The sequence below is a fragment of the Paenibacillus radicis (ex Xue et al. 2023) genome (assembly GCF_024722015.1).
Lineage (GTDB): Bacteria > Bacillota > Bacilli > Paenibacillales > NBRC-103111 > Paenibacillus_S.
Genome location: NZ_JANQBD010000016.1, coordinates 96,838 through 119,020, shown reverse-complemented (window position 1 = coordinate 119,020; position 22,183 = coordinate 96,838). Strand labels below are relative to the sequence as shown.

At 44.6% G+C, this 22,183-nt stretch carries 16 protein-coding genes; 9 read left to right on the top strand and 7 right to left on the bottom strand.

Annotated features, from left to right (window positions below; all coding sequences use genetic code 11):
* Positions 1-110 precede the first annotated feature (110 nt).
* The 3 genes from NV381_RS21495 (at position 111) to NV381_RS21485 (ending at position 6,375) form a co-directional block, all read left to right on the top strand.
* Entirely contained in the window at positions 111-3,935 is a 3,825-nt protein-coding gene (locus NV381_RS21495; protein ID WP_258215333.1) for a response regulator, read from the top strand.
* Between the two features lie 183 nt (positions 3,936-4,118).
* Complete coding sequence (locus tag NV381_RS21490; RefSeq protein WP_258215332.1) at positions 4,119-4,844, top strand: response regulator transcription factor; 726 nt, start codon at positions 4,119-4,121, stop codon at positions 4,842-4,844.
* A 214-nt stretch (positions 4,845-5,058) separates the two neighbouring features.
* Positions 5,059-6,375, top strand: a complete 1,317-nt coding sequence (locus NV381_RS21485; protein ID WP_258215331.1) for a putative bifunctional diguanylate cyclase/phosphodiesterase — start codon at positions 5,059-5,061, stop codon at positions 6,373-6,375.
* A gap of 33 nt (positions 6,376-6,408) precedes the next feature.
* Here NV381_RS21485 and NV381_RS21480 read toward each other — a convergent pair whose 3' ends face one another.
* A complete protein-coding gene (locus NV381_RS21480; protein WP_258215330.1) occupies positions 6,409-8,682 on the bottom strand; it encodes an AAA family ATPase in 2,274 nt (757 codons plus the stop codon).
* A 214-nt stretch (positions 8,683-8,896) separates the two neighbouring features.
* Between NV381_RS21480 and NV381_RS21475 the strand changes: the two genes are divergently transcribed.
* On the top strand, positions 8,897-10,504 hold the full coding sequence (locus NV381_RS21475; RefSeq protein WP_258215329.1) for an MDR family MFS transporter: 1,608 nt from the start codon (positions 8,897-8,899) through the stop codon (positions 10,502-10,504).
* A 71-nt stretch (positions 10,505-10,575) separates the two neighbouring features.
* On the opposite strand, the gene NV381_RS21470 is transcribed toward NV381_RS21475, so the two are convergent.
* Positions 10,576-11,487 carry an acyl-ACP desaturase gene (locus NV381_RS21470; RefSeq protein WP_258215328.1) on the bottom strand — a complete coding sequence of 304 codons (912 nt, stop codon included), beginning with the start codon at positions 11,485-11,487 and terminating at the stop codon, positions 10,576-10,578.
* A 230-nt stretch (positions 11,488-11,717) separates the two neighbouring features.
* Here NV381_RS21470 and cspD point away from each other — a divergent pair, with 230 nt between their 5' ends.
* The 3 genes from cspD (at position 11,718) to NV381_RS21455 (ending at position 13,293) form a co-directional block, all read left to right on the top strand.
* Positions 11,718-11,918: a cold-shock protein CspD gene (cspD, locus tag NV381_RS21465; protein WP_166152724.1), complete on the top strand. Its 201-nt coding sequence runs from the start codon at positions 11,718-11,720 to the stop codon at positions 11,916-11,918.
* Between the two features lie 200 nt (positions 11,919-12,118).
* The gene (locus NV381_RS21460) at positions 12,119-12,319 is read left to right on the top strand and encodes a cold-shock protein (protein WP_171651966.1); all 201 of its coding nucleotides are present in this window, start codon (positions 12,119-12,121) and stop codon (positions 12,317-12,319) included.
* Between the two features lie 224 nt (positions 12,320-12,543).
* Complete coding sequence (locus NV381_RS21455) at positions 12,544-13,293, top strand: YwmB family TATA-box binding protein (protein ID WP_258215327.1); 750 nt, start codon at positions 12,544-12,546, stop codon at positions 13,291-13,293.
* A gap of 7 nt (positions 13,294-13,300) precedes the next feature.
* Here the strand turns inward: NV381_RS21455 and mgrA are convergent, their stop codons facing one another.
* Complete coding sequence (gene mgrA, locus NV381_RS21450; RefSeq protein WP_258215326.1) at positions 13,301-14,293, bottom strand: L-glyceraldehyde 3-phosphate reductase; 993 nt, start codon at positions 14,291-14,293, stop codon at positions 13,301-13,303.
* 57 nt (positions 14,294-14,350) lie between these two features.
* On the bottom strand, positions 14,351-14,770 hold the full coding sequence (locus tag NV381_RS21445) for an HIT family protein (RefSeq protein WP_258215325.1): 420 nt from the start codon (positions 14,768-14,770) through the stop codon (positions 14,351-14,353).
* Positions 14,771-14,980: 210 nt separating this feature from the next.
* On the opposite strand from NV381_RS21445, the gene NV381_RS21440 reads away from it, so the two are divergent.
* The gene (locus tag NV381_RS21440) at positions 14,981-15,559 is read left to right on the top strand and encodes a guanylate kinase (protein ID WP_258215324.1); all 579 of its coding nucleotides are present in this window, start codon (positions 14,981-14,983) and stop codon (positions 15,557-15,559) included.
* A 109-nt stretch (positions 15,560-15,668) separates the two neighbouring features.
* Here NV381_RS21440 and NV381_RS21435 read toward each other — a convergent pair whose 3' ends face one another.
* From NV381_RS21435 to NV381_RS21425, 3 genes are all read right to left on the bottom strand, one after another.
* A complete protein-coding gene (locus NV381_RS21435; RefSeq protein WP_258215323.1) occupies positions 15,669-15,899 on the bottom strand; it encodes a cold-shock protein in 231 nt (76 codons plus the stop codon).
* 85 nt (positions 15,900-15,984) lie between these two features.
* Positions 15,985-16,185 carry a cold-shock protein gene (locus NV381_RS21430; RefSeq protein WP_171651867.1) on the bottom strand — a complete coding sequence of 67 codons (201 nt, stop codon included), beginning with the start codon at positions 16,183-16,185 and terminating at the stop codon, positions 15,985-15,987.
* Positions 16,186-16,442: 257 nt separating this feature from the next.
* Complete coding sequence (locus NV381_RS21425) at positions 16,443-20,360, bottom strand: S-layer homology domain-containing protein (protein WP_258215431.1); 3,918 nt, start codon at positions 20,358-20,360, stop codon at positions 16,443-16,445.
* Positions 20,361-20,727: 367 nt separating this feature from the next.
* On the opposite strand from NV381_RS21425, the gene NV381_RS21420 reads away from it, so the two are divergent.
* Positions 20,728-22,095: an S-layer homology domain-containing protein gene (locus NV381_RS21420; RefSeq protein WP_258215322.1), complete on the top strand. Its 1,368-nt coding sequence runs from the start codon at positions 20,728-20,730 to the stop codon at positions 22,093-22,095.
* Positions 22,096-22,183: the final 88 nt, after the last annotated feature.

Below are 22,183 nucleotides of genomic sequence, written 5' to 3'. Positions count from 1 at the left end.
TTGTCCTAATGATACTAAGAAATCATTAAAAGTTTTCCGATATATATATTTAGTTTTGTTGAGCTTCTCTAACAATTTGTAAACAATTGACCTTTCATTAGGGGGATACAATGGCAAATTCCTTGCGTATCAAATGGGTATTATTGCTAGTGGCCATTACTACGATCTGTTTGAGCATTGTCGGTACGGTGAATTATTCATTAGCGAAAGAAAAAATGATCTCATACATTCAACAGCAGAACCTGACAGCGGTACAGGATAGCTCCAAGCGACTGAACGATTGGTTGAACCTCCGCTATGCTGAAGCCAAAGTTATTAGCCGCACCAATATTATGAAAAAAGGCACTCTTGAAGAAAAGCTCGACTATCTTCGTCAGGAAGTCGTCTACTCCGATAATATTTATTTTTCAGCGGGTATTTCCGACTTACAAGGCAACCTGAATTTAACGAATGGGGATACCGTCAATATAGCCGGCGACATTAATTTTCAAATTGCCCGCAACGGGCAAGGGAAAATTTCCGATCCCTTTTTCAGAAAGACTACACATGAATACATCTTTACTATTCTTTTACCTGTGTGGGATGACTCCGGCAGTATGATTTGTTTAATGGAGATTGTTCTGGATGCTCAGAATGTGTTTAGCGAGCAGTTGAAAACGGATGATCCTAACCTGAAAGAAAGAGTTACCTTGATGCATACCGATTCAACTGTACTGTTTAGTGGAAATAAGGAGCTTGTGTTGAAAAGGAACTACCTTCGGGACTTCCCAGAGCTGGGTCCGGCATATAAAGAAATCATCGATAAGGGGTCAGGCTTCCAGACCATTAATTTCGAAGGAATACCCTTGCTGTTATTTTATTCTAAGGTGGCTAATTCTCCTTGGTATCTATTGCTCAACATCCCGCAATCCAGCTTGAATAAGCCTCTTGAATCCCTGTTCTTCTCAACGGTCGGGTTAATCGCCTTGATGGAGCTTGTTCTGGCAAGCTTAATTTATTATGTTTTCAACCATATGATCATCAGGCGAATTCACGAGCTGCTGATTGTAACCGAGGCCGTAGCCGGAGGGAATCTGTCCGTGGCCGCCATAGAAACCAAAAGCAGAGATGAACTCGGCCTGCTGTCCCTGTCTGTTAACGAAATGACTCAAAACTTACGAGATTTATTCGAACCGTTCGAATCCTTTGTAGAGACGAATCAATTGGCTATGATTGTTTTGGACAAGGAGTTTCAGGTAGTTTCCTTAAATGCTACGGCAGAGAAAATGCTCGGTTATCGAGCGCGTGAGGTGGTCCAACAGGAAACCCCTCTGCTCTGGCATGATCCGGTTCAATTAAGAGAACGAGCTGCCGCTTACTCCGTTGATTTGGGTATATCTGTGGAGCCGGGTTGTTCAGTGCTTGCCGCAAAGCCGCTGCGTAAAATAGAGATGGATCAAGACTGGACCTTCATCCGATCCAATGGGTCACGCCTTCCTGTTTCCCTGAATGTGAGCCTCATGACGCATCCCGACGGATCGCTCAAAGGCTTTGTTATGCTTGCCCGTGACATGAGCCCATTTATTCAAGCGACGGAAACGAGCAACCGGCTTTTGCATATTTTGGATGCAGCCCAGGATTTTATCGCTTCCTTTGATCTTAAAGGCAATATGTTCTACATCAATGCAGCTGGTAAACGACTTCTTGGAATCGAGATTTTGGACGAGGATTCTCGCTTGATCGGCAATTATTTACAAACGGAGATGTCGATTCAGCTTGCAGAGGGATTGGTTATTGCCCAAAAGCTCGGGCACTGGGAAGGCGAAACGGAGTTTGTGACCCAAAGCGGCGGCTGCATCATAACCTCCCAGGTTATTGTAGCCCACAAGCCTTCCGATGGCGGTGATGTATTCTTTTCGACTATCGTGCGGGATATTATGGAGCAAAAGCATATCCAATCCGAACTGCTTCAAGCCAAGGAAGCCGCAGATAGCGCCAATCAAGCCAAAAGCATGTTTCTTGCCAGTATGAGCCATGAAATCAGAACTCCGCTCAACGGTATTACGGGGCTTTCTTACTTGATGCAGCAAACGAAGCTCACTGATATACAGCGTGATTATCAAAGTAAAATTTCCAGCTCTGCCCAAACGCTGCTGCAAGTCATCAATGACATTTTGGATTTCTCCAAGATTGAAGCCAATAAGCTTACTTTGGAAAAAGCCAGCTTCCAGTTGGATGAATCCATTCGCAAGCTCAACAGCACGTTAAGCGTCCTGCTCGGCCACAAGCCGATAGATATGATCATTCGAATAGAAGGCGAGATGCCGGCTGTTCTAATTGGGGATACACTTCGTCTGGAGCAAATTTTATTAAACCTGATTAGCAATGCAATCAAGTTTACGGACAGCGGGCACGTTGCCCTGCTTATTAGAATCGTTGAGCATAAGAATGGAGAGGCAGCAATTCGTTTCTCGGTTACTGACACCGGTATCGGCATGACTCCTGAGCAAATGAAGCTGCTGCTTCAGCCTTTCATGCAGGCAGACCAATCGACAAGCCGTAAATTCGGGGGAACTGGGCTTGGATTAATCATTTCCAAAAATATGATTGAAATGATGGGAGGCACCTTGTCCATTGAAAGTGAACCGGGTATTGGAAGCAGCTTCACCTTTACAATTCGATTCATTAGTCCCAATCCGAGCCGTAAACATTTATTCCCACTTGCGAAAAGTCAGGATGATTTTCGCGTTCTCATTGTAGAAGACTCACAAGAGCTTAGGACAAGCCTTTCCATGATGGTCAGCAGTCTCTCTTTACAAGCAGAGTCCTCCGCTAGCTGGACCCATGCGCTAAACCGTCTGGAATGGGAGCCTTCGCCTGTTCACGCCTTGCTATTGGATATGGAGGCTGGGGATATGTATGGGGAGGAAACATGGCTGCAGATGAAACAGGCCGCTAATCGGCGCGAAGCACTCACGATCATCTATACGACCCTTGCAGGGCGTGATGCGCTGCAGCGTCTGCCTGACAATCAAAGACCTGACGCTATTCTTGTCAAACCGGTAAGCCGCTTGGAGTTGTATCATTCAATCGCCGCCCTTCAGGTACGTTACAAAGAAGGAAGTCCTGTACAACCTAAGCTGCCCGGGCCCTTAAGACCACTCACTGGCCATATTCTGCTCATAGAAGATCAGGCTATTAACCAAACAGTAGCCATAGCCATGCTGGAAGCACTAGGAGTTTCCGTTACGGTAGCCAGTCACGGCTTGGAAGCTCTCGAATTGCTGCCTATGCATAATTTTGATCTGATTTTGACCGATATTCATATGCCTGAGCTTGACGGGATAGCGACAACAGAACAAATACGTCTGAATGAGCGGTATGCGCATACGCCGATTATTGCTTTAACAGCCGATGTCACAAACGCTCAGCATGAGCAATGCCTCCGCGTAGGCATGAACGGCGTTCTAACCAAGCCGCTGGAGCTGGATTTGCTTGCAGCCGCTTTGTCCGAATGGCTGCCACAGCAGCCTTCTCCATCGGCTGCTCCGATAGAAACCAATTACGACAGCTTGCCGGAATTGAAAGGTATTGATATTCAGGAAGCCGTCCGAAGATTGGATGGCAGGATAGAAATCATCGTGAAGCTGCTGGCACTTTTTCGTAAGGAGCATGACCAAACTGCCTCCAAATTGTTGCACTATATTAACGAAGGGCAATTCATCGAGGCTAAACGATTGTCCCACTCCCTACGAGGAGCGGCCAGCAATCTTGGCATGAAAAAAGTATTTGCCACAGCCAGTGCACTGGAATTGTCTATAGACGAGGCTGACTCCCTGCATTTCGTTCCATTGTGCAATGAATTAGAAATTCGACTTCAGGAGGTTTTCTCAAGTATCGACAAGAAAACATCCATCGAAGCACTGCGAGGATGGGCTCTCTCCAAGCATTCTTAACAACCTGGCCATCAAATGTTTGCTAATACTTTCCAAATATTCTAACAAAATGGCTTATAGACGTACTCAAATCTGCACGATATAATACTTTTAGGTATATAGACACGGTAAATATTAGCAAAATATTAGCGTTTCAGACCATTGTATAGAATACTCAAATCCGCACTCAAGAGGTGTCTGAACATGCAGAAAGTGTTAATTATAGAAGATGATACAATTATTGGAGAAATGCTGAAGCTTTATTTGAGCGAAGAAAATTTCAACGTACAGCGGGTAGAGACGGGACAGGAGAGCTTCGATGCTTTGGAAACCTTTGTTCCTGATGTGATTTTGCTGGATCTCATTCTTCCAGATATGGATGGTGCTGACCTATGCAAGCTGCTTCGCCATCAGACTCATGTTCCCATCCTGGTTATTTCTATGAAAACCAAGGTCACAGATCGAATTCAAGCCTTATCCTCTGGAGCTGATGACTACTTATGCAAGCCATTCAGCATGCAGGAGCTAAAAGCTAGAATCATCGCTCAGCTAAGGCGTTCCTCACCGCAGACGGCATTTGCACCTGCATTCATAGCAGCAGCTTCATCAAGCCCAACGGCAACAATAAGCTCCAACGCGCAGTGGCTGCAGCTTGACTTGGAGCGTCGGGCACTAATCGTCAATGATGAGGTCGTCGAAATCACTTTCTCCGAGTTTGAGATTATGAAACTATTTTACAGCTTTCCTGGCAAAGTATTTAGCCGCGACGAATTAATCAATGCCATCCGCGGGATTGATTCCTATGTGAATGAGCGCTCGATTGATGTTCATATCACGAACCTTCGAAAGAAAATAGAGTATAACCCCAGACAGCCCCAGCATATTAAAACAGTTTGGGGAGTCGGCTACAAATTCGAGCTATTGCCTTAAGCAGCATCGATTCATTCAACAGCCTTGTCTTCTCCTATTATCAAGGGGCGGACAAGGCTGTTCTTATGTCCGGCTGCCGGTCCGTTAATTATTTGAAAGATTAATACTCCATAAATGGAAATCACTTAACTTTGCTCATACTTTCAACCCATAATCTGAAGAAGAAAATATCATGCGATCATTGTTCCTTTACGGATCAGGAGGTTTGAACCCAATGTCTTGGCTGCAAATCATTACAAGCTTGGCGCGAAATTTTATCGATATGTCTAAGTCCAACACCAGAACATCGGCTGAAAAGCTCCAGAGCTACATGAACAACTCTGAAAAAACAGCCATTTGCATCATTCATATCATTAATTTCCAGCATAGCTATCCCTTCGGTCAGGATCTGATAAAAAGTGTGTGCACACGGATCAATAGCCTCATTCCTCAATGTTTTATCACTCATTTACGAGAGAATGAAATCATATGCAGCCTTGCGACATCGGAGGATTCCGAGCACATCCTCGCAGAAGCTGCGAGGATCCGCAATAAATTATGCGAGCCTATCGTAGTTCGAAATCGCACCATGCATCTCACTGTGAATTTAGGCATAGCTATGCAGAAGGACGCGGAGACAGCCGAAGTACTTATACATCATGCGGATATAGCTCTCCGTTGTACCAAAGAACAAGGACAGCCACCCGTAATGATGTACGACGTAAATCTGCTGCAGAAGCAGATCTACCGTACAAAGCTAGAAGAAGGACTGCTGCAAGCTGTATCGAACAATGAGCTTGAGCTTCACTTTCAACCCCAATTTAATATACAAACGGGCAAAGTTCGCGGCTTCGAAGCTCTTCTTCGCTGGCATCATCCCAAGCTAGGTGCTGTTTCTCCCGGAGATTTCATACCTGTTGCCGAAGAAAATGGGACTATTCTACCGATCGGATTATGGGTACTGCGGCGCGCATGCGAGTCGTATCAAGCACTGCTAATGAGCCCTTTTCCTGACACGGTAATAAGCGTCAACATATCCGCATTGCAGCTTAGCGATAGTTACTTCCCTAAGCATGTCTCACAAATATTATCAGAAACTGGTTTGCCTCCACATCTGCTTGAGCTTGAAATTACTGAAAGCATGCTTATTACATCCATAGATGCTGCAAACATCCGGTTGATGGAGCTAACACGACTCGGTGTCCGTATCGCTTTGGATGATTTCGGAACCGGGTATTCTTCACTTCATTATTTGAACCGGCTGCCGCTCCATCTGGTGAAGCTGGATAAATCATTTATTCGTGATATTGGTAAAAATAATGAGGGCAGGATTACCAAATCGATTATACGGCTTGTTCAAGATCTCGATATTCAAACCGTTGCGGAAGGCGTAGAATCTTACGATCAATTGTATTTGCTTAAAACATGGAAATGCGATATCGTTCAGGGCTTTCTACTAAGCAAGCCGCTTCGAGAGCAAGAAATTGCTGCATTTATTACTAAACACACATCTGTAACTGAGAATGCTTTTACAGCGGCTTCTCCTTCATAGCTTGATTTCAGAGGTTTCAAATTCCAAGTTTATTTAGAAAAAATCCAGCTCATCTCTGGTCATTAGCTTTCCGGTTTTCAAAAGCTCGTGCTTTACTGCTAGAAGAAGATGCTTCATTAGAATCGGTGTTCCTGCATCAGCCGCCAAGAAAGCAGCTGAAACTGCAATATTTTTGATACCGCCACCGGCAATGGAAAATTTACTGGCTATCAGCTTGAAATCAACATCATCCCCGATAGGCGCTTCCTTGGGAAACATGGAACGCCATATTTTCTCCCGATAATCCGCATCAGGAAATGGAAACTTGATGATGTAATTAATACGTCGAATGAAGGCTTCATCAATATTGCCCAGCAAGTTGGTGGCAAGTACCGATATGCCGTCGTACTCCTCCATCTTTTGAAGCAAATAGGCCGTTTCGATGTTCGCATATTTATCGTGAGAATCCTTGACTTCAGAGCGTTTACCGAATAAGGCATCCGTCTCATCGAAGAACAAAATGGCATTGCTAAGACGGGCTTCATGAAATATTTCATGGAGATTTTTTTCCGTTTCCCCGATATACTTGCTTATAACTTGCGACAAGTCGATTTTGTAGAGCTCCAGCTGCAGCTCTTGGGCCACCACCTGTGCGGACATCGTCTTCCCTGTCCCGGGAGGTCCGGCAAACAGCATGCTCAAGCCTTTTCCATAAGCCAGCTTACGCTCAAAACCCCATTGTCCGTAAACGACACTGCGGTATTTCATTTGGTTACACGCATTGCGGAGCTGCTCCTTTTGCTCTCCCGGCAATATGACATCCTCCCAAGTGTACTTCGCTTGGATACGAGAAGCTTTTTTCTCCAAGCGGTGCTGCACTTGCATGAAGCAAGCCTTATACAGCGCCTGCTCATCAATGTCGTCGCTAAACGCCTCAGAATTCACAGCAGCTAACCTGCCTGCACGGGTCCATTCCGTAAAGCTCTGCGCAAGCGAGATAGCCCGCTGAATTTGCCCCGCGGTGAACCGGAACTTATCGCCGATCACCCGCCAATCTACAGAATCGGAGATTCTGGCTTCAGCGGCGAAGCTCTTCCATAGAGCTTCACGCTCCTCGGTCTCAGGCACCTTCAGCTCCAAATCAATCACCCAGCGGTCCTTCATATCCCCCGAAAGCTTAATCTGTTTGTAAGCGAGCAGGAAAAGAAGCCCGCCATAGCTATTCAAGCTGTGCAAAAACGAGCGCAGCTTATGCCGGGCAGCCGCATCCGCCTCCTCCGGAAACAGTGCTTCCATATGCGTGAAGCAAAGGACCGCCTGCTGCAGAATGGCTTCACGCAGCACATCATCGAGCAGCTCCGCAAACGGCCGCTCCGCAAGCAGCATCCCGGCCACATCGGCTATTAGCGCCGATTTGCCAAAGGCATGGCAGCAATGCTTCGCGTGCAGCGTCTTCCCGGAGCCCGACGGGCCCCAGATGTGGAACGCAAGCCGCTTGCGCGTTGCCCTCTCAGGCGCGTACATGCTGCGCACGAACGTCTGGAGCTGCTCCTGAAGCGCCTCATCAACGCGTAGAGGCTCTAACGGGCTGCCGCTGTTGAAACGCTGCGTTACGCGCTTAACGGAGTCTGACGGCTCAGAGGCGATGCCGTCAAGCAATAAGCGCACCATCCGCCGATTAAGTACAATCGGCTGGGAGAGGAATGATTTCGCAGGCGCAGTGTCCGCCTCATCCTTATACAGAAAATATTTCGACAATGGGCTCGACATCGCGAGAACATCCCTTACTTCAAGCATGTCTGCGGCATTGCGACAGTTTAACTGAATCAGCAAACCGGCATTGGGATGCTTGCAGGTCAAATCATCCTGCAGAAACCCGAAAACCCGTTCATACTTACGATCCAGTTCAACCGCTAACGCCATCATTAAGAAGCCCCGCTCCTGTGCACGCAGTCCAAATGTGTGTGCAACCGTTTGAAGCGGCAAATTAACACCAGCCTGAACGCTAACAGCTATTCTGTGTGCAATCGCCCTCTCCAAATCTTCCAGCTGCTCCAGCAACGCCGCTGCCTCAGGATCGTTTGCCCAATCATTTTCCATCCCTGCTATTAAGCCCAGGAATTCCTCCTCTGACACGAACATCCCCTGATACGGATCATCTCTCCAGGCATCCATGCGCTTTTTTCTGCTGTAATACAGCCTCTGAAGCCTGTAATCAAGAAGCCGCAATTCATCTGCGTAGTGCTCCCAACCATTGGCATAGCCTTGTCCATCCCACTGTTTTTCATCCTCAGCTGTGATCATTCCGCTCAATCTTTCGCTATTCATATAACTCCTCTAAAGTTAGAATGTGGGTAAAATCGGTTAAAAACAACGTATACTACCATTTCCTTCATCTTATCAGACATTCATACATCAGAGAAGATAGGCTTTTCCAATCTTATCTGCAGTCCCCTCTGCCAAAATAATCCGTAATCTCTTACATTGCATCTTCTACTTCTTATAAGGAAACGCTACAAGTACTGACAGGAGGAAATTAGCTATGGAAATTTCACAAGGCTCTGAAGCCGTTTCAAAAGGATCTGAAACAAAGCGGGGACTGTTGATCACAGGTTTAATTATTGCCATGCTGTTCGCAGCGTTAGATGGGACCATCGTAGGTACCGCCATGCCGCGGATTGTTGGAGAATTGGGTGGATTGAGCGTAATGGCTTGGCTAACGACCGCCTACATGCTAAGTTCAACCACGGTAGTTCCTATTGCCGGTAAGCTGGCCGATTTATTAGGACGAAGAGTGGTCTATATGACCGGACTTATAGTATTTATGCTGGCCTCAGCGCTTTGCGGTATGTCCCAAACCATAACACAGTTAATTTGGTACCGTACCCTTCAGGGTGTGGGGGGCGGAATAATGATGCCAATGGCCATGATTATTATAGGTGACTTATTTACCGGTAAACAGCGTGCGAAATGGCAAGGGGTTTTTGGGGCCATTTACGGTTTAGCTTCCGTCATTGGACCTCAGGTGGGAGGTTGGATTGTAGACTCACTTAATTGGCGGTGGGTGTTTTATATCAATCTTCCGGTAGGGCTTCTAGCCGTTGTTTTTATTGCCCTTGGTTTAAAAAGCGTGCGTGCAACGGGCCCGATCCGTTTCGACTTCAGCGGGATGATTACCATGATCCTGGGTGTGGTGCCCTTGCTGTTAGCTCTAACCTTCGGAGGCAAGCAGTACGCTTGGGGCTCTTGGCAAATCCTTGGTATGATAGGGGTTTCCATAATTTCTATAATTGCATTCATTCGCATTGAATCCAGAGCTAGCGAAGCGATCTTACCTATGCGTTTATTCAAAAACCGTACCTTCTCCATCATCAACGGCATTGGATTTCTAATGGCTGTCGGAATGTTCGGAGCGATCATGTTTGTTCCATTGTTTATGCAAGGGATCGTTGGTATTAGTGCATCAGCTTCCGGAACCGTCATGACGCCTATGATGATTACCATGATTATAGCCAGCGTAATAGGCGGTCAGATTGTACAAAAGATAGGCGTTCGTTTCCAAATGACGTTGGGTATGATCATAATGGCAGCGGGCTTTGTTCTTTTGGGTACATTAAGCATGAATACGACTAAACTGACTGCATCCTCTTATATGATGGTTATCGGGTTAGGTATTGGGCTTGTTATGCCAATTCTTACTTTAGCGCTTCAAGAAAGCTTTCCCAAAACCGAGCTTGGCGTCGTAACGTCTTCCAGCCAGTTTTTTCGGCAAATCGGCGGGACGTTCGGCATGACTATCCTTGGGACCGTTATGAATTACCGATCTGATCATGAGCTGAGCGACAAGCTGGTTCCGGTACTGCAGCAATTACCAGCCGAAGCGCGCGGCTTTGCCGACAAAATGACTTCGATGATTCACTCCGATCCGCAAGGCCTCTACTCGTTGCTGCTCAACCCAGCTTCATTGGCAGAATTACCGCAAGCTATTGTTCAGAAGATCGTACCTATTCTAAAAATCTCATTAGTGGATTCTCTTCACAGCGTCTTTCAGATCGCCTTGGTCTTCGTCATATTAGGCGCTCTGCTAACCCCATTTCTAGGACGAATTCAGCTAACGGATCACAAAAAAACAGAGGAAGCCGTTGAATAGAAATTGCGGCTGCCTCCCTTTGATTCCTGGGACGGCCACGCGGTCGTCCTTTTCTATTCCACTGACAATAACTAACTTGCACCTTTAATTGCCAATCGCTCGCTGATCCTTTTCAGCTTGCTGTGATAGATAAGCAGATCCTGCTTGGCTGCCTCTGACTCACTGCGGCTTGGCTGAAGCTTTTCAATCGCCCAGAATTGAATTAAATAATCGAAGACTTGGTTAAAATAAGATACAGGCCCATAATTAGCCTCTTTTGATATCATTTCCATCCGCTCTTTGAACTGTGGCATCTCTTTGCCAGGCATAGCAAAACTCGTCATCGCCTTATGTATATAATAAACGAAGTTATGATCTACCCCGAGATACCCCTTTACAGCGTCGCGATAAAAAGCAAAATGCAGCGTTTCATCCTTCGCAATTCTTCTAAGAAGCTTGGCCAGCCGTGGATCATACGGAGTAGCTGCTTTTGCTACATTATTGTAAAACACCATCGTAGCCAGCTCCTGGATCGCGGTATAAACCATCGTTTCCATTGCGGTGTCAAAATCAGGCACAAACCCTGCTTCCACAACTCCTTTACGGAGACGGTGAAGCTCATGAGGATCTGCATTTCGTGTAATAATCAAGTAAGTTTCCAGTAAAGACGAATGCTGGTCCTCTTCCGAAACCCAGGTATGAACAAAATCCTGCAAAACCTGCAAAGAGCCTTTAAAGGTGACGGCTAAATGATGGTAAAAGAAGGGAAGATTGACTTCTGTCAGAAGGGAGGTTTCTACTGCGGTATAAATGGATAAGGGGAGTTTCCGCTGCTCCGGGGCCCATGGCTCATCTATAAAACTGCGTCCCAATTCCCACGGAATAAATTCATGATAGCTCCAATCGATACTTGCTGCTCGCTCACGATGTTGTCTATATAATTCCGTTAAAAAAGGCTCTAATTTAGGATCAAATACGTTCAATTTGTAGTTTTCTGTCGGCATTAGCGGCCTCCTTTAATCGCTTAACATTACAGGTAAAATTAAGCCAAGTCAAATGTTAATTTGTTGTGATAACTTGTAAAATGTGGTATCATTACGTTATACACATTCGTATTTGAATTCACATATTAGAAAGGGTTATCAATTCGATTTTTGGGGTAATCTTTCTAATGTGTGAATTTTTTGTTCATGCATATAAAAATGAGTAAAAGCTATTGGAGGTTTTTAAGAAGATGGAAACAGGTACAGTGAAATGGTTTAATGCAGAAAAGGGTTTCGGTTTTATTGAAGTTGAAGGCGGCAAAGATGTATTCGTACACTTTAGCGCAATTACAGGGGACGGATACAAATCCCTTGAAGAAGGACAACGCGTACAATTTAACGTTGTTCAAGGCAATCGCGGACCACAAGCTGAAAACGTTGTGAAACTGTAAGGTTTCATCAGAGGGAGAGAACTGCTCGTCCGGGCAGTTCTTTTTCAGTGACAAGTAACGTATATATAAAGGGCTCCGCTTTACCTCGATAAACGAGAACGTCCCTTTGAAGGAACGTTTCATCCGCTATCTTGCTCTTGACCATCGCTAATAATCCTTACAATGGAATTCGCACCGCACAAACCGAAGGAGGGTTCATCTTGTATTTTTCTAAGAAAACCATGGAACCGGTTCAGGAAGAACAGACATCCGTTTGGATGTGCAGTAAAGAAGGATGCTCATGCTGGATGCGTGAAAACTTCTCACTTGAGAAAAGTCCGCTATGTCCTATATGTCATTCCGAGATGGTCAAGGATACAAAGATGCTTCCCTTACTTTTCAATCATCACAAAACCCATTAAAATGCCGCAGCTTTCGGGCTGCGACCATACAAGGATAAACGGCTGCGCCGTCCTCTCCAGGACGAGCGCGTTTGTCATAGTTGAGCGAATCCGCTCGACTTGGAAAAAGCACTAACCGCAGGCGGCTAGTGCTTTTTTTTCGTACAAACCGTAAGTATACTTCCGGCCGCTTCTGTCAATGCTTATTACTAGATTGATAGATTTGAAACCGGGGGATAATTACTATGAATCGGATGACCAAATACAGTCTACTCATCTTACTTGCAATAGGAACAGCTGTAAGTCTATGGACTATACACGCGGATGCAGCTAATCAAGATCTCAAACGCTTGCTTCCTTTATCCAAGCAAATTATCGCCTCCTCCGATAGAAAAGTAATCATCAAGCATACGGGCAGTTACCAATCATTCACTAATAAAGAAAGCTTTGCTCAAATTGGCCGAAAGGTTAGCACTCAACTAAATATTCCTGTCAGCAGCGAGATCATTGAGGAACGGGATCATCTACTCTATCAAGCTAAAACTACCGATTTGGAAGGAATCGAAACAACTCTTCTATTTATTGGCTTCCCCAACGGATCCACCGAACTCATAATAAGTGCAGAAACGAGCCGCCCGCAAGATACGGTTCCCATCCTAATTGTTCAAAAGCAATTAACGGAAAAACTTACAGCTATCGGGATTAAGCCTAACTGGAATATCATGATTCAAGGCTCTGCAGTCATAAGCTCGTCAATCAAGGAACAAGAAGCATCGCTAGAGCCGTCATTCGCCAAACAACTGCAAGCTCAAGAGGTTAATAGGTACGAGGATGCCGGAAGCCTCAGTATTTCTTATTACTCCCCCCAAATTAGCCATTCCACAGCAGAGGGAGACAAAGAAAAGATGAACCTCCAAGTGGCGGTTCACCGAAATTCGATTACGCAGCAGCAGCGGATTACCATTGGCTCTCCTGCGATTTCCATAGAATATTAATAGGCTATTATTTCTTCAGAATAGCCTCGATAGAAGCTAATTCCTCTGCGCTAAAGTCAAGCCCGCTAATTGCGGCGACTGCATCTTCAATCTGGCTGACTCTGCTTGCCCCAATTAATGCGGAAGTCACTCTCCCGCCACGCAGGACCCAAGCTAAAGCCATCTGCGAAAGCTTTTGACCACGTTTCTCGGCTATATCAGTTAAGCTGCGGATTTTCGCCATAACTTCGTCGGTTAAATCCTCCGGCTTCAAGAATACGCTCTGTCCTCCAGCCCTGGAATCCTTCGGAATTCCGTGTAAATAACGGTCGGTCAGCATGCCTTTCGCAAGCGGAGAGAAAGCAATACTTCCCACGCCTTCCTCGTCCAGCACATCCAACAGGCCATTCTCAACCCATCTATCGAGCATCGAATATCTTGGTTGATGGATCAAGCAAGGCGTCCCCAGCTGCTTCAAGATACGGACAGCCTCTTTAGTCTGCTCTGCACTGTAGTTAGAGAGTCCCACATAGAGCGCTTTCCCTTGACGAACTACCAAGTCTAGTGCTCCCATGGTTTCTTCCAGTGGAGTATTCGGATCAGGACGGTGATGATAGAAAATATCAACATAATCGAGCTTCATCCGCTTAAGGCTTTGATCCAAGCTAGAGATTAGATATTTCTTGGAGCCCCATTCCCCGTAGGGTCCTGGCCACATGTAATATCCCGCTTTGGAGGATATAATAATTTCATCCCGGTATGGAGCGAAATCATCCTGAATAATTTTGCCAAACATCTCCTCAGCACTTCCAGGAGGGGGTCCGTAGTTATTGGCCAAGTCGAAATGAGTTATTCCCAAATCGAAGGCCCGGCGCACCATCGCCCTGCCGTTCTCAAACACATCCACACCACCGAAGTTATGCCACAATCCCAACGATATGGCCGGAAGCTTCAATCCACTGCGGCCGCAATGACGGAACTTCATTTCCTCATATCTTTGACTGTTTGCTGTATAAGTCATGTCTTCTCGATCCTCCTTAGCCAAACTATTGTCTAAATCAAGCCCCGCCTCTAAATCTTATAAGTGCTGCTTAATTTTGTTAATAACTTCTTCATATTCTGCATCAGTAAGCTGCTTATTATCCGCAGGGCTCATCTCAAACATCTTGCCCCATGCCGCTCCATCTTTATATTTAGGAACAATGTGAAAATGCACATGCGGCATCGTATCACCGAATGCACCGTAGTTGATTTTATCCGGCGAGAATGCCTGTTCAATCGCTTTCGCAACTTGTGCAACATCCCTCATATAGGCGTCCTGTTTGTCCTGGGACAGGTGGAAAAATTCAGTTTGATGATCATTTAATGCTACGATACAGCGCCCTCTGTAGGTTTGCTCCCTAAATAAAAACAACGTAGAAACTCTTAGCCTGCCAATTTCAATCATAATCTTTTCTTGTCTCTCGTCTTGAGCGCAGTAAATACATTCTTGGGACATTGATGATCTCTCCTGTCAAATAGGTTTTGGTACTGCTATGTAGGGCCAATTCACCGCAATGGATCTCATACTCCATACTAGTCAACTACTGCTATTTTGTCCATAACATACTTTTTAGCCAAATAAATAGATTTAATTTTCTGACTATTTAATCTATAATAGAGTTAGTACTAGAGTTACTCTTCACATTTAAAACTAGGAGGGGTTCTCATGAACGGAAATTTTGAAAACGGTACCATTTTTGTATTTGTAGGCACCAGCGGTTCCGGCAGAAAAACAATTGCCCACCAGATCGGCAAAGAATTGGGCTTCCAGTTCGTGATATCCCATACTACAAGAGATCCTCGCCCCAGAGAAACACATGGGAAAGATTATTACTTTACTTCCAGAAAGGAATTTATTGAAGCTGATATTCGTGGGGAGTTCATACAGACGGTCGAGCTCGACAATCATTTCTATGGCATTAAAAAAGCAGATATCACAGCAGCGTTGAAAGCGAGCCCGGTTATTTACGTAATTGTTAATCGATCTGGTGCCAATAAACTAAAGTATGAATTCGGGGATAAAGCTATCCGACTATTCATTTATGTTAACAAACAATTGATCCAGGAAAGACTGCAAGCCAAAGCTGTATCTGATGAAATCATCAGGCACTATATGGACCATTATATTGAAGAGGTCTCGTACCGTAAAGACTGTGAGCATGTGTTCGAAAATCTCGATTTGGATGAAACCAAAGCACGTATTAAACATTCGATCCTTGCACATTTACCGGCAACGACGAGTTAATGAAGTATCGGAGCTCCCCTCCTCCAAACTTTCAGGGGCAGCTCCTTTTTTGCGTACAAAAAAACCGCTTTCCGTCTAATACTGGAACAAGCGGTTATCAGGTCAGCGGCTACAGAATCTGCACGCCTTTCTTAATCGATTTCAAATCGCGGTTTGTGTTGACAAGAAGCGGAAGCATCTTCACGCTGCTCTCCATCAAGGAATTACATTGATGACAAGTAGGCACGTATTCGAATGCAAAGTTATCCCGCATCCATCCGTTGCAACCTTCTTTCGAGCATGACCAAATGGCAGTATTCTCCTCCGGAAGATCCTCTAACGATTTTCTTCGATAGTACATGGTTAGCCTCCCTTTTGATTGCACAACCAAAAAAGAAAAAACTGCCCTCAACGCATGTTAAGGGCAGTCGGTTTCTACTGTAATATTACAGTTTTACAACGTTCTCAGCTTGAGGTCCGCGGTTGCCTTGAACCACGTTGAATTGAACGCGTTGACCTTCGTCCAAGGATTTGAAGCCTTCGCCAGTGATTGCGCTGAAATGTACGAATACGTCATTTCCGCCTTCAACTTCGATAAAACCAAATCCTTTTTCTGCGTTAAACCATTTCACTGTTCCTGTTTGCATTGTAAATACCTCCAAAATTAAATTAACATGATCCTTTTATTTTCAAAATAAAAATTCACACATTGCAAAAGGTTCCATCGTTCTAATGATAACCCTTAACAATATGTGAATTCAGGTCTCACGTTTTTTGATTAATTACATCTTACCATGCCAGGGATTAAAAAGCAAATGAATCGAACCACAATTGGGTGGAAACATTTTGAAAATAAAGGAAAAAGGGAATGTCTTTTGGACATCCCCTTTTTCCCTTTATTTGGTTAACTTAGGTTTGCAGGAAGAGCGCCTTTTACATACTTTTGCAATAAGCGTACTGCTATTTGAGCAGCTTCCGCTCTTGTCATTTTACCCTTCGGGTTAAAATTAATTAATGGTTTGTTTTTGGTAGGAATAGGAGAAATCACCGGACTGCCCACCATAACTTTAGCGGAATTCATAGCTTCAATAGCTGGAAGTGCATAAACGTCCATACTCGCAATGTCTGCAAATGCCTTCTCAACTTTGGCCTTCAATTTATCATCATTCATCGCCAAAGTGACATTCATTGCACGAGAGAGCATAACCGCTGCCTGCTCACGTGTTATCGGCCTGTCCGCTCCGAAAATTTGAGCCTCGAAGCCTTGGACAATACCAGCTCTGGCCGCCGTCTCTATCTCCTCATACGTCCAAGCCGCAGAGTTACTTCCAGGCAATATATCGCCGAATGTATTGTTGTCATCCGAGTTAATCTTCATACCTAGCGAGCGAACCATCAGACCTGCAAATTCACCGCGCGTCACGCTGTCATCGGCTCCAAATTCATTTCCAAACAAAGCTGGCATATAGCCCTTGGACAATAGAGCCTGCAAAATATCTCGTGCCCAAATGTGGTTGGAAATATCGTCATAGCCGTATTTCAGTTTAGCGACCATATAGTATCCAAACTGGTCAAACGGTACGGTTACAGTCTTAGCTTTCGCATCAACTTTACCTCCGATATTTTTCCATTCGCCTTTATCATCCAAAAGGAATACAGTTACTTCTGCTGCAGCCTGGGATACAACACTATCATCATATTTAATAGTAAGTACGCCTCGCTCACTCGGTACTACTTTTCTTCTGTCATCATAACGGGTAAAAGTACCTTCAGTGGAGTACGGCGCCAATCCGCCAGTAACAGGCTTATAGTCGGAAGCTCCTACTTTGGATGCTTCACCCATACCTGCTGAAATCCAGTAATAATCGGAAACTCTCATAAAATGTCTAGGCCCGAGACCTGGATCAAAGCTGCTTGAAAGTGAGCTGTCAATCGGGATTCTCGTCTGAGTCGGAGTGCTCGGCGTTCTAGAGTCAATGTCCGTTCCGACTTTTTGATTATAGTCGTTGACTAACTCTGTGTTACCATTCTCAGGATCTGCAATACCAAATAACAAGTCTACTTTGGGCTCAATCTTACCATCAATCTCACGCCGTAGAACATTGTTCTTAGGGAATGTAAGCTGCAAAGCTTTATTAAATACATTGTGCTTGTCACTCATTGGCTCCATAAACATGGTGCCTTTGTCAGGATTGGAAACGTACGTGACCGTGATTGTCTCTTTCACGTCCGCACTTCCACCTTTTATAACCAAATTGATTTTATTGTCCGTATCCGGTTTAAGACCGGTTAAAGTGTACATATACCGGTTAGGCATATCTTTGCGCAGCTTGGCGGAATTACCGTTAATTTGTACATCCTTTGCTCCAACTGCTTCGATATCAAACAACACGAAGTTTTTATTAACAATGATTTTATCGCCTGTATTCGGAACCGGTGAAAGTACACGGTAAGGCACATTTTGGCTTTGCACCGTTAGCGTTGAAGTAGCTGCAGCACCATTCGTATTATTGGTAAATACAATTGTGTAAGTATGAGAACCAGCCGGAATTAACACATCATCCAATCGAAGCTTGAAGGCGCTCCGGCTTCCTTCAAAGTCAGCTCTCGAATAATAAGCATTTGGCGCCGGAACCGTAGCACTAGGGTTCATTTTAAAGATTTCTGTTGCCCCTTCTCTAATCGTTATATCATCTGCTCCGGAACCTTCAACGAATAAGTCGAATTTAGAAAGGGTAGTTACATACGCACCGTTAATTAATTGAAGCTCCGGAGAAGGCGGCAAATAATTCGCTCTAATCGGATCTGTCAGAGGTACCCTTGTTGATGTTGGCGGCGTTAATGGTCTAATATCGCTAATCACCGGTAAATTTTTATCGACAATATAAAACTTGACCTCTTTTACATAATTCCGCAAAATGGTCGACACTCCATCGGTATAATCAACCGTTATCTTGATTTTATTTTCGCCGATGAATAATGGCCCCGAAGCTGAAATAACAAGAGTCATCGGATCAATATTACGAATCGTGTTATCGTTAGCATCTACTATGGATATCGGACCGGTTGTTTTATTGACATTGTTAACGAATAATTTCTCGTTCTTCACTCTGGCGTCAGGACCGAATCCAATATATTTCCCTGATAGAACTATATTATTTGTCAAGACGGATGTATCTTTCTCAATAACTTGACCTTCATATAGATTATCCAGCTCAATGTATAGCTTAGAAACATAAGTTACTCTCGCTGTGTATGAAACAGGATTGGTGCCAACTGCAAAAGCAATGGTTTGAGCACCCTCCGGCAGGTTGGAAATTTTATAAACCTGGCCAATGTTAACTGTTGCGCCAGCTGGCGAAGCAACACCAGTTTGTGTAGCTGTAATTGTTGTATTACCTAGTGGTTGCAATCCAACCGTTAAATAATTGGTTATAGTCGGATCATTTGGATCCGCTACCGCTAAAGGTGCTGTAGCGTCCACAATGATATAGAAATCCTGCGTTTTTACTTCTTGACCGTTTAAAGGGGCACTCAATGTTGCATCCGTAATTGGAGAAACGCCATCGTATCCCTGCAGCAATCTTGCACCTCTAATCAATGTTTGACCCGAGGCAAGCTTAAACTGAAACTTATCAATGATCGTCCATGGCGTACCACCAATGGATGGTATATAACTGATTGCAATGTTTACAGGTTGATTCGGGAGCAGCGTCCCGGCTGAGTCTTCTACCAATGGGTAAAAAGCAGCAGGAACTGTTACATTCACCAGTTTGAACGCAGGCGAACCATATGTATTGGTGATGACAGTTTCAGTCGCTTTCGGGTTAGTCCCCGCTGCAGTAATATTCACAGGAGTACCCGCGTTAATAGTAATGGTAGAATTTCCATTAAAAGGCGCACTATCAAAAGGAACTAAAAATTGCAAGTCTAAATCAGCGCTATGTGTTGTACCCGTAAACGAAGGAGGAGGTGAAGTTAGCAAGCTTTGCTTAACACCATCCTGTGTTACATCAACAATGGTAAATGGCTTATCTTTATCATAGTAGTAAGCTTGACGCTTAACTGTAATCGTATCGGTATTGTTAGCTATTGTAATTTCAAACTTGTTCAATCCTGGCTGCAAATTCATAGCCGGCCCATAGAACAAGCCATTATCCAATACGGAAGCTTTTTCGCCGTTAATCGTCATTTTATTAGCATTATCAACGGTACCTTGAATATAAGCAACGCCTTTCGTCAGGACAAGGCTCGCTCCCTCATTCAAATCCAAAAGCTCACTGTTTGAGTTAATTTGCATTTTCTTAATCAAAGGAGCCTGATCGTATAGTACATAGAAAACATCTTTTTTTGTAGCTGCTCCCTGCGAGCCTATGAATGTCAAGCGGTTGTAACCCTGAAAAAGATCTACATCGCTAACCTGAAAACGGTTGTTAACAGCTCCAACTGTAGTAACAGAGCTTTTATTAGCCTGTTTAACCCATTCGGCGCCAACTAGTGAAATTTGTTCCACTTCAAGCGTCAAAGTAGAACCGGTTACTTGTTGAAAAGTCCCCCCTATGGAAATTTTCCCGGAGTTGGATAGTTTGGCCGTGTTGCGCGTTAAGTTGCCGGACGTCCCAGACTTCAAAATTTCCATGTTGGCCGTTGCTTTCAACTCGCCGTCATCCGGGAAAAAGTAGTTAGGAACAAGCGGCGGGCAAGTTACTACCGAAGGGTCTGCTTGCAAACACGGCGGTGGCGGCGCCGCTGCTGCAAACTGAGCCGGTATGATCGAGAACAACAGCGCGAACAACAGCATATAGTTAACTATTTTTTTCATTGATGTCAATTGTATCTCTCCTTAATTCGATAAATTTCAAACCAATCAAACCTTGTACAAAACCATTCCTTACAATAAAATCACCGTCCTATTCATGCGTTCCCCGGAAATGATAGTGTCTACGATTTGCTATAAAGCTTATATCGGTTTTACTGACAAAAAATTTTAACTCTACTTGGAAAATAATCAAATCAGCCCGATATTTGTTGCATTTTGACAAAATACAAAGAATATTAACCCATTAAAATCCTATTATTACATTGTACTTGTCTTTTGTATATTACGAGTTTTCATCAAATTTCGTTCCAAATGTTAACAATCGATCTGTATTAGCCGATATAAAGATAGAGATTGGAGGGTATTGAAGATGAGAAAAATTCAAGGCAAAATAAGCAAATGGTGTACATTATTACTTACAGCAGCGCTGATTCTTCCCGGACCCTCAGCCACTGCTGCCGTTACTTTCAGCGATGTTAACCCTCAGCAAAACAGTTGGGCTCTAAGTTCGATCAGCTTAATGGCCGAAAACCAAATTTTGACAGGCTATCCGGACGGAACCTTCCTGCCGAATGAAACCGTTACTAAAGCGGAATGGACAGTGATGGTGTATCGTCTATTCGATACGTACAGACCTAATCTATATGCTTCCGGCACAAATAAAATCGAACAGTTCTCCGATGTCCCCCCTGAGCATTGGGCATACAAGCAAATCTCAGATATTTATGACAACTCCTTTCAATGGGGCATATACGGACTGAGCCAGTATGGCCAGCTTACTTTCCGACCCGATACACAATTAAACCGCCTCCAGTTGGCTAATATGCTGTATTCGTTTTTTGACACCCGGATGATTGACCGCCGGATAACACCGAATGATGTTTGTTCCATCGTATCCAAATTCAAAGATGTTCCCTCTAAAATATTTAAAAATCAAGATGAATACGATAAAGCCGTGCAAGCAGATGGACGCTTAGACTCCGCCAATACCCAAATTTCTACAAGTAACGGCGTGTTCCCTTCGTTGTTTATGGGTACTGGAGCTGGCGATTGCCAATTTGGTTCGGACGGGTTCTCCAATGCGCAGGCCAGTGTTCTGGCAAGCCTTCAGTCCTCCGGTATCATGACTGCGAATAATGAATGGTATTTCCGCCCATTAGACAAAGTTACACGAGCTGAAGCCGTTACAATACTGAACCGGATTTATAATTATCTTAAAAAGAGTTATTGGCTTGTCGATTACTCTACAATTGATTTAAAGCAGACGGGTACTGGAATCGGAGGGGCAGCAGGGGGAGGCACCGGCAGCGGTACCGGCTCGAACTCAGGGGTTTCCGATCCTTGGAACGATCCTAAAGGCAGCGGCCCTTCCAGCCAAACTGCTACCAATGTTCGCGACTTCTTTAAAACGCAGGGCAATAATGGCGAGTCGGGTACCATTACGAAAAACATTCGAAAAGCAGGCGAAATTGAAACCGCCGTTTTCCCATCAGGGTATAGTTACTTAACTATTGATCTGGTTAGTCAGGATAAAACGGAATTCGTAGATATGTATGTAATTTCAGACGGTAAGAGCACCTTAGTGAAGCAGGAATCGTTTCCAATGACCGTTTCCGTAAACGGTGTAAGAGAAGTAGGATTACGGACGGTGCTGCGCGATACGAATCCTTTGAAGAAGGGCGGCAACGTCATTCTTTCCGTCAGGCTGAGCAAGGAGAATCCCACAGCGAATAAATAACCTTCCCGTATTTGACAGGGTTACTCCGACACCTATTCAACAAACATAGAAGCCTCCAACACCACTGCCTAGTGGGTTGGAGGCTTCT

Excerpts from the sequence above, each read along its gene's own strand:
- NV381_RS21440 (WP_258215324.1), top strand. The coding sequence starts at position 14,981 with ATGAACGGAAATTTTGAAAACGGTACCATTTTTGTATTTGTAGGCACC.
- NV381_RS21435 (WP_258215323.1), bottom strand. The coding sequence starts at position 15,899 with ATGTACTATCGAAGAAAATCGTTAGAGGATCTTCCGGAGGAGAATACT.
- NV381_RS21445 (WP_258215325.1), bottom strand. The coding sequence starts at position 14,770 with ATGTCCCAAGAATGTATTTACTGCGCTCAAGACGAGAGACAAGAAAAG.
- NV381_RS21455 (WP_258215327.1), top strand. The coding sequence starts at position 12,544 with ATGAATCGGATGACCAAATACAGTCTACTCATCTTACTTGCAATAGGA.
- NV381_RS21425 (WP_258215431.1), bottom strand. The coding sequence starts at position 20,360 with ATGAAAAAAATAGTTAACTATATGCTGTTGTTCGCGCTGTTGTTCTCG.
- NV381_RS21480 (WP_258215330.1), bottom strand. The coding sequence starts at position 8,682 with ATGAATAGCGAAAGATTGAGCGGAATGATCACAGCTGAGGATGAAAAA.
- mgrA (WP_258215326.1), bottom strand. The coding sequence starts at position 14,293 with ATGACTTATACAGCAAACAGTCAAAGATATGAGGAAATGAAGTTCCGT.
- NV381_RS21430 (WP_171651867.1), bottom strand. The coding sequence starts at position 16,185 with ATGCAAACAGGAACAGTGAAATGGTTTAACGCAGAAAAAGGATTTGGT.
- NV381_RS21485 (WP_258215331.1), top strand. The coding sequence starts at position 5,059 with ATGTCTTGGCTGCAAATCATTACAAGCTTGGCGCGAAATTTTATCGAT.
- NV381_RS21490 (WP_258215332.1), top strand. The coding sequence starts at position 4,119 with ATGCAGAAAGTGTTAATTATAGAAGATGATACAATTATTGGAGAAATG.
- NV381_RS21495 (WP_258215333.1), top strand. The coding sequence starts at position 111 with ATGGCAAATTCCTTGCGTATCAAATGGGTATTATTGCTAGTGGCCATT.
- NV381_RS21420 (WP_258215322.1), top strand. The coding sequence starts at position 20,728 with ATGAGAAAAATTCAAGGCAAAATAAGCAAATGGTGTACATTATTACTT.
- cspD (WP_166152724.1), top strand. The coding sequence starts at position 11,718 with ATGGAAACAGGTACAGTGAAATGGTTTAATGCAGAAAAGGGTTTCGGT.
- NV381_RS21470 (WP_258215328.1), bottom strand. The coding sequence starts at position 11,487 with ATGCCGACAGAAAACTACAAATTGAACGTATTTGATCCTAAATTAGAG.
- NV381_RS21475 (WP_258215329.1), top strand. The coding sequence starts at position 8,897 with ATGGAAATTTCACAAGGCTCTGAAGCCGTTTCAAAAGGATCTGAAACA.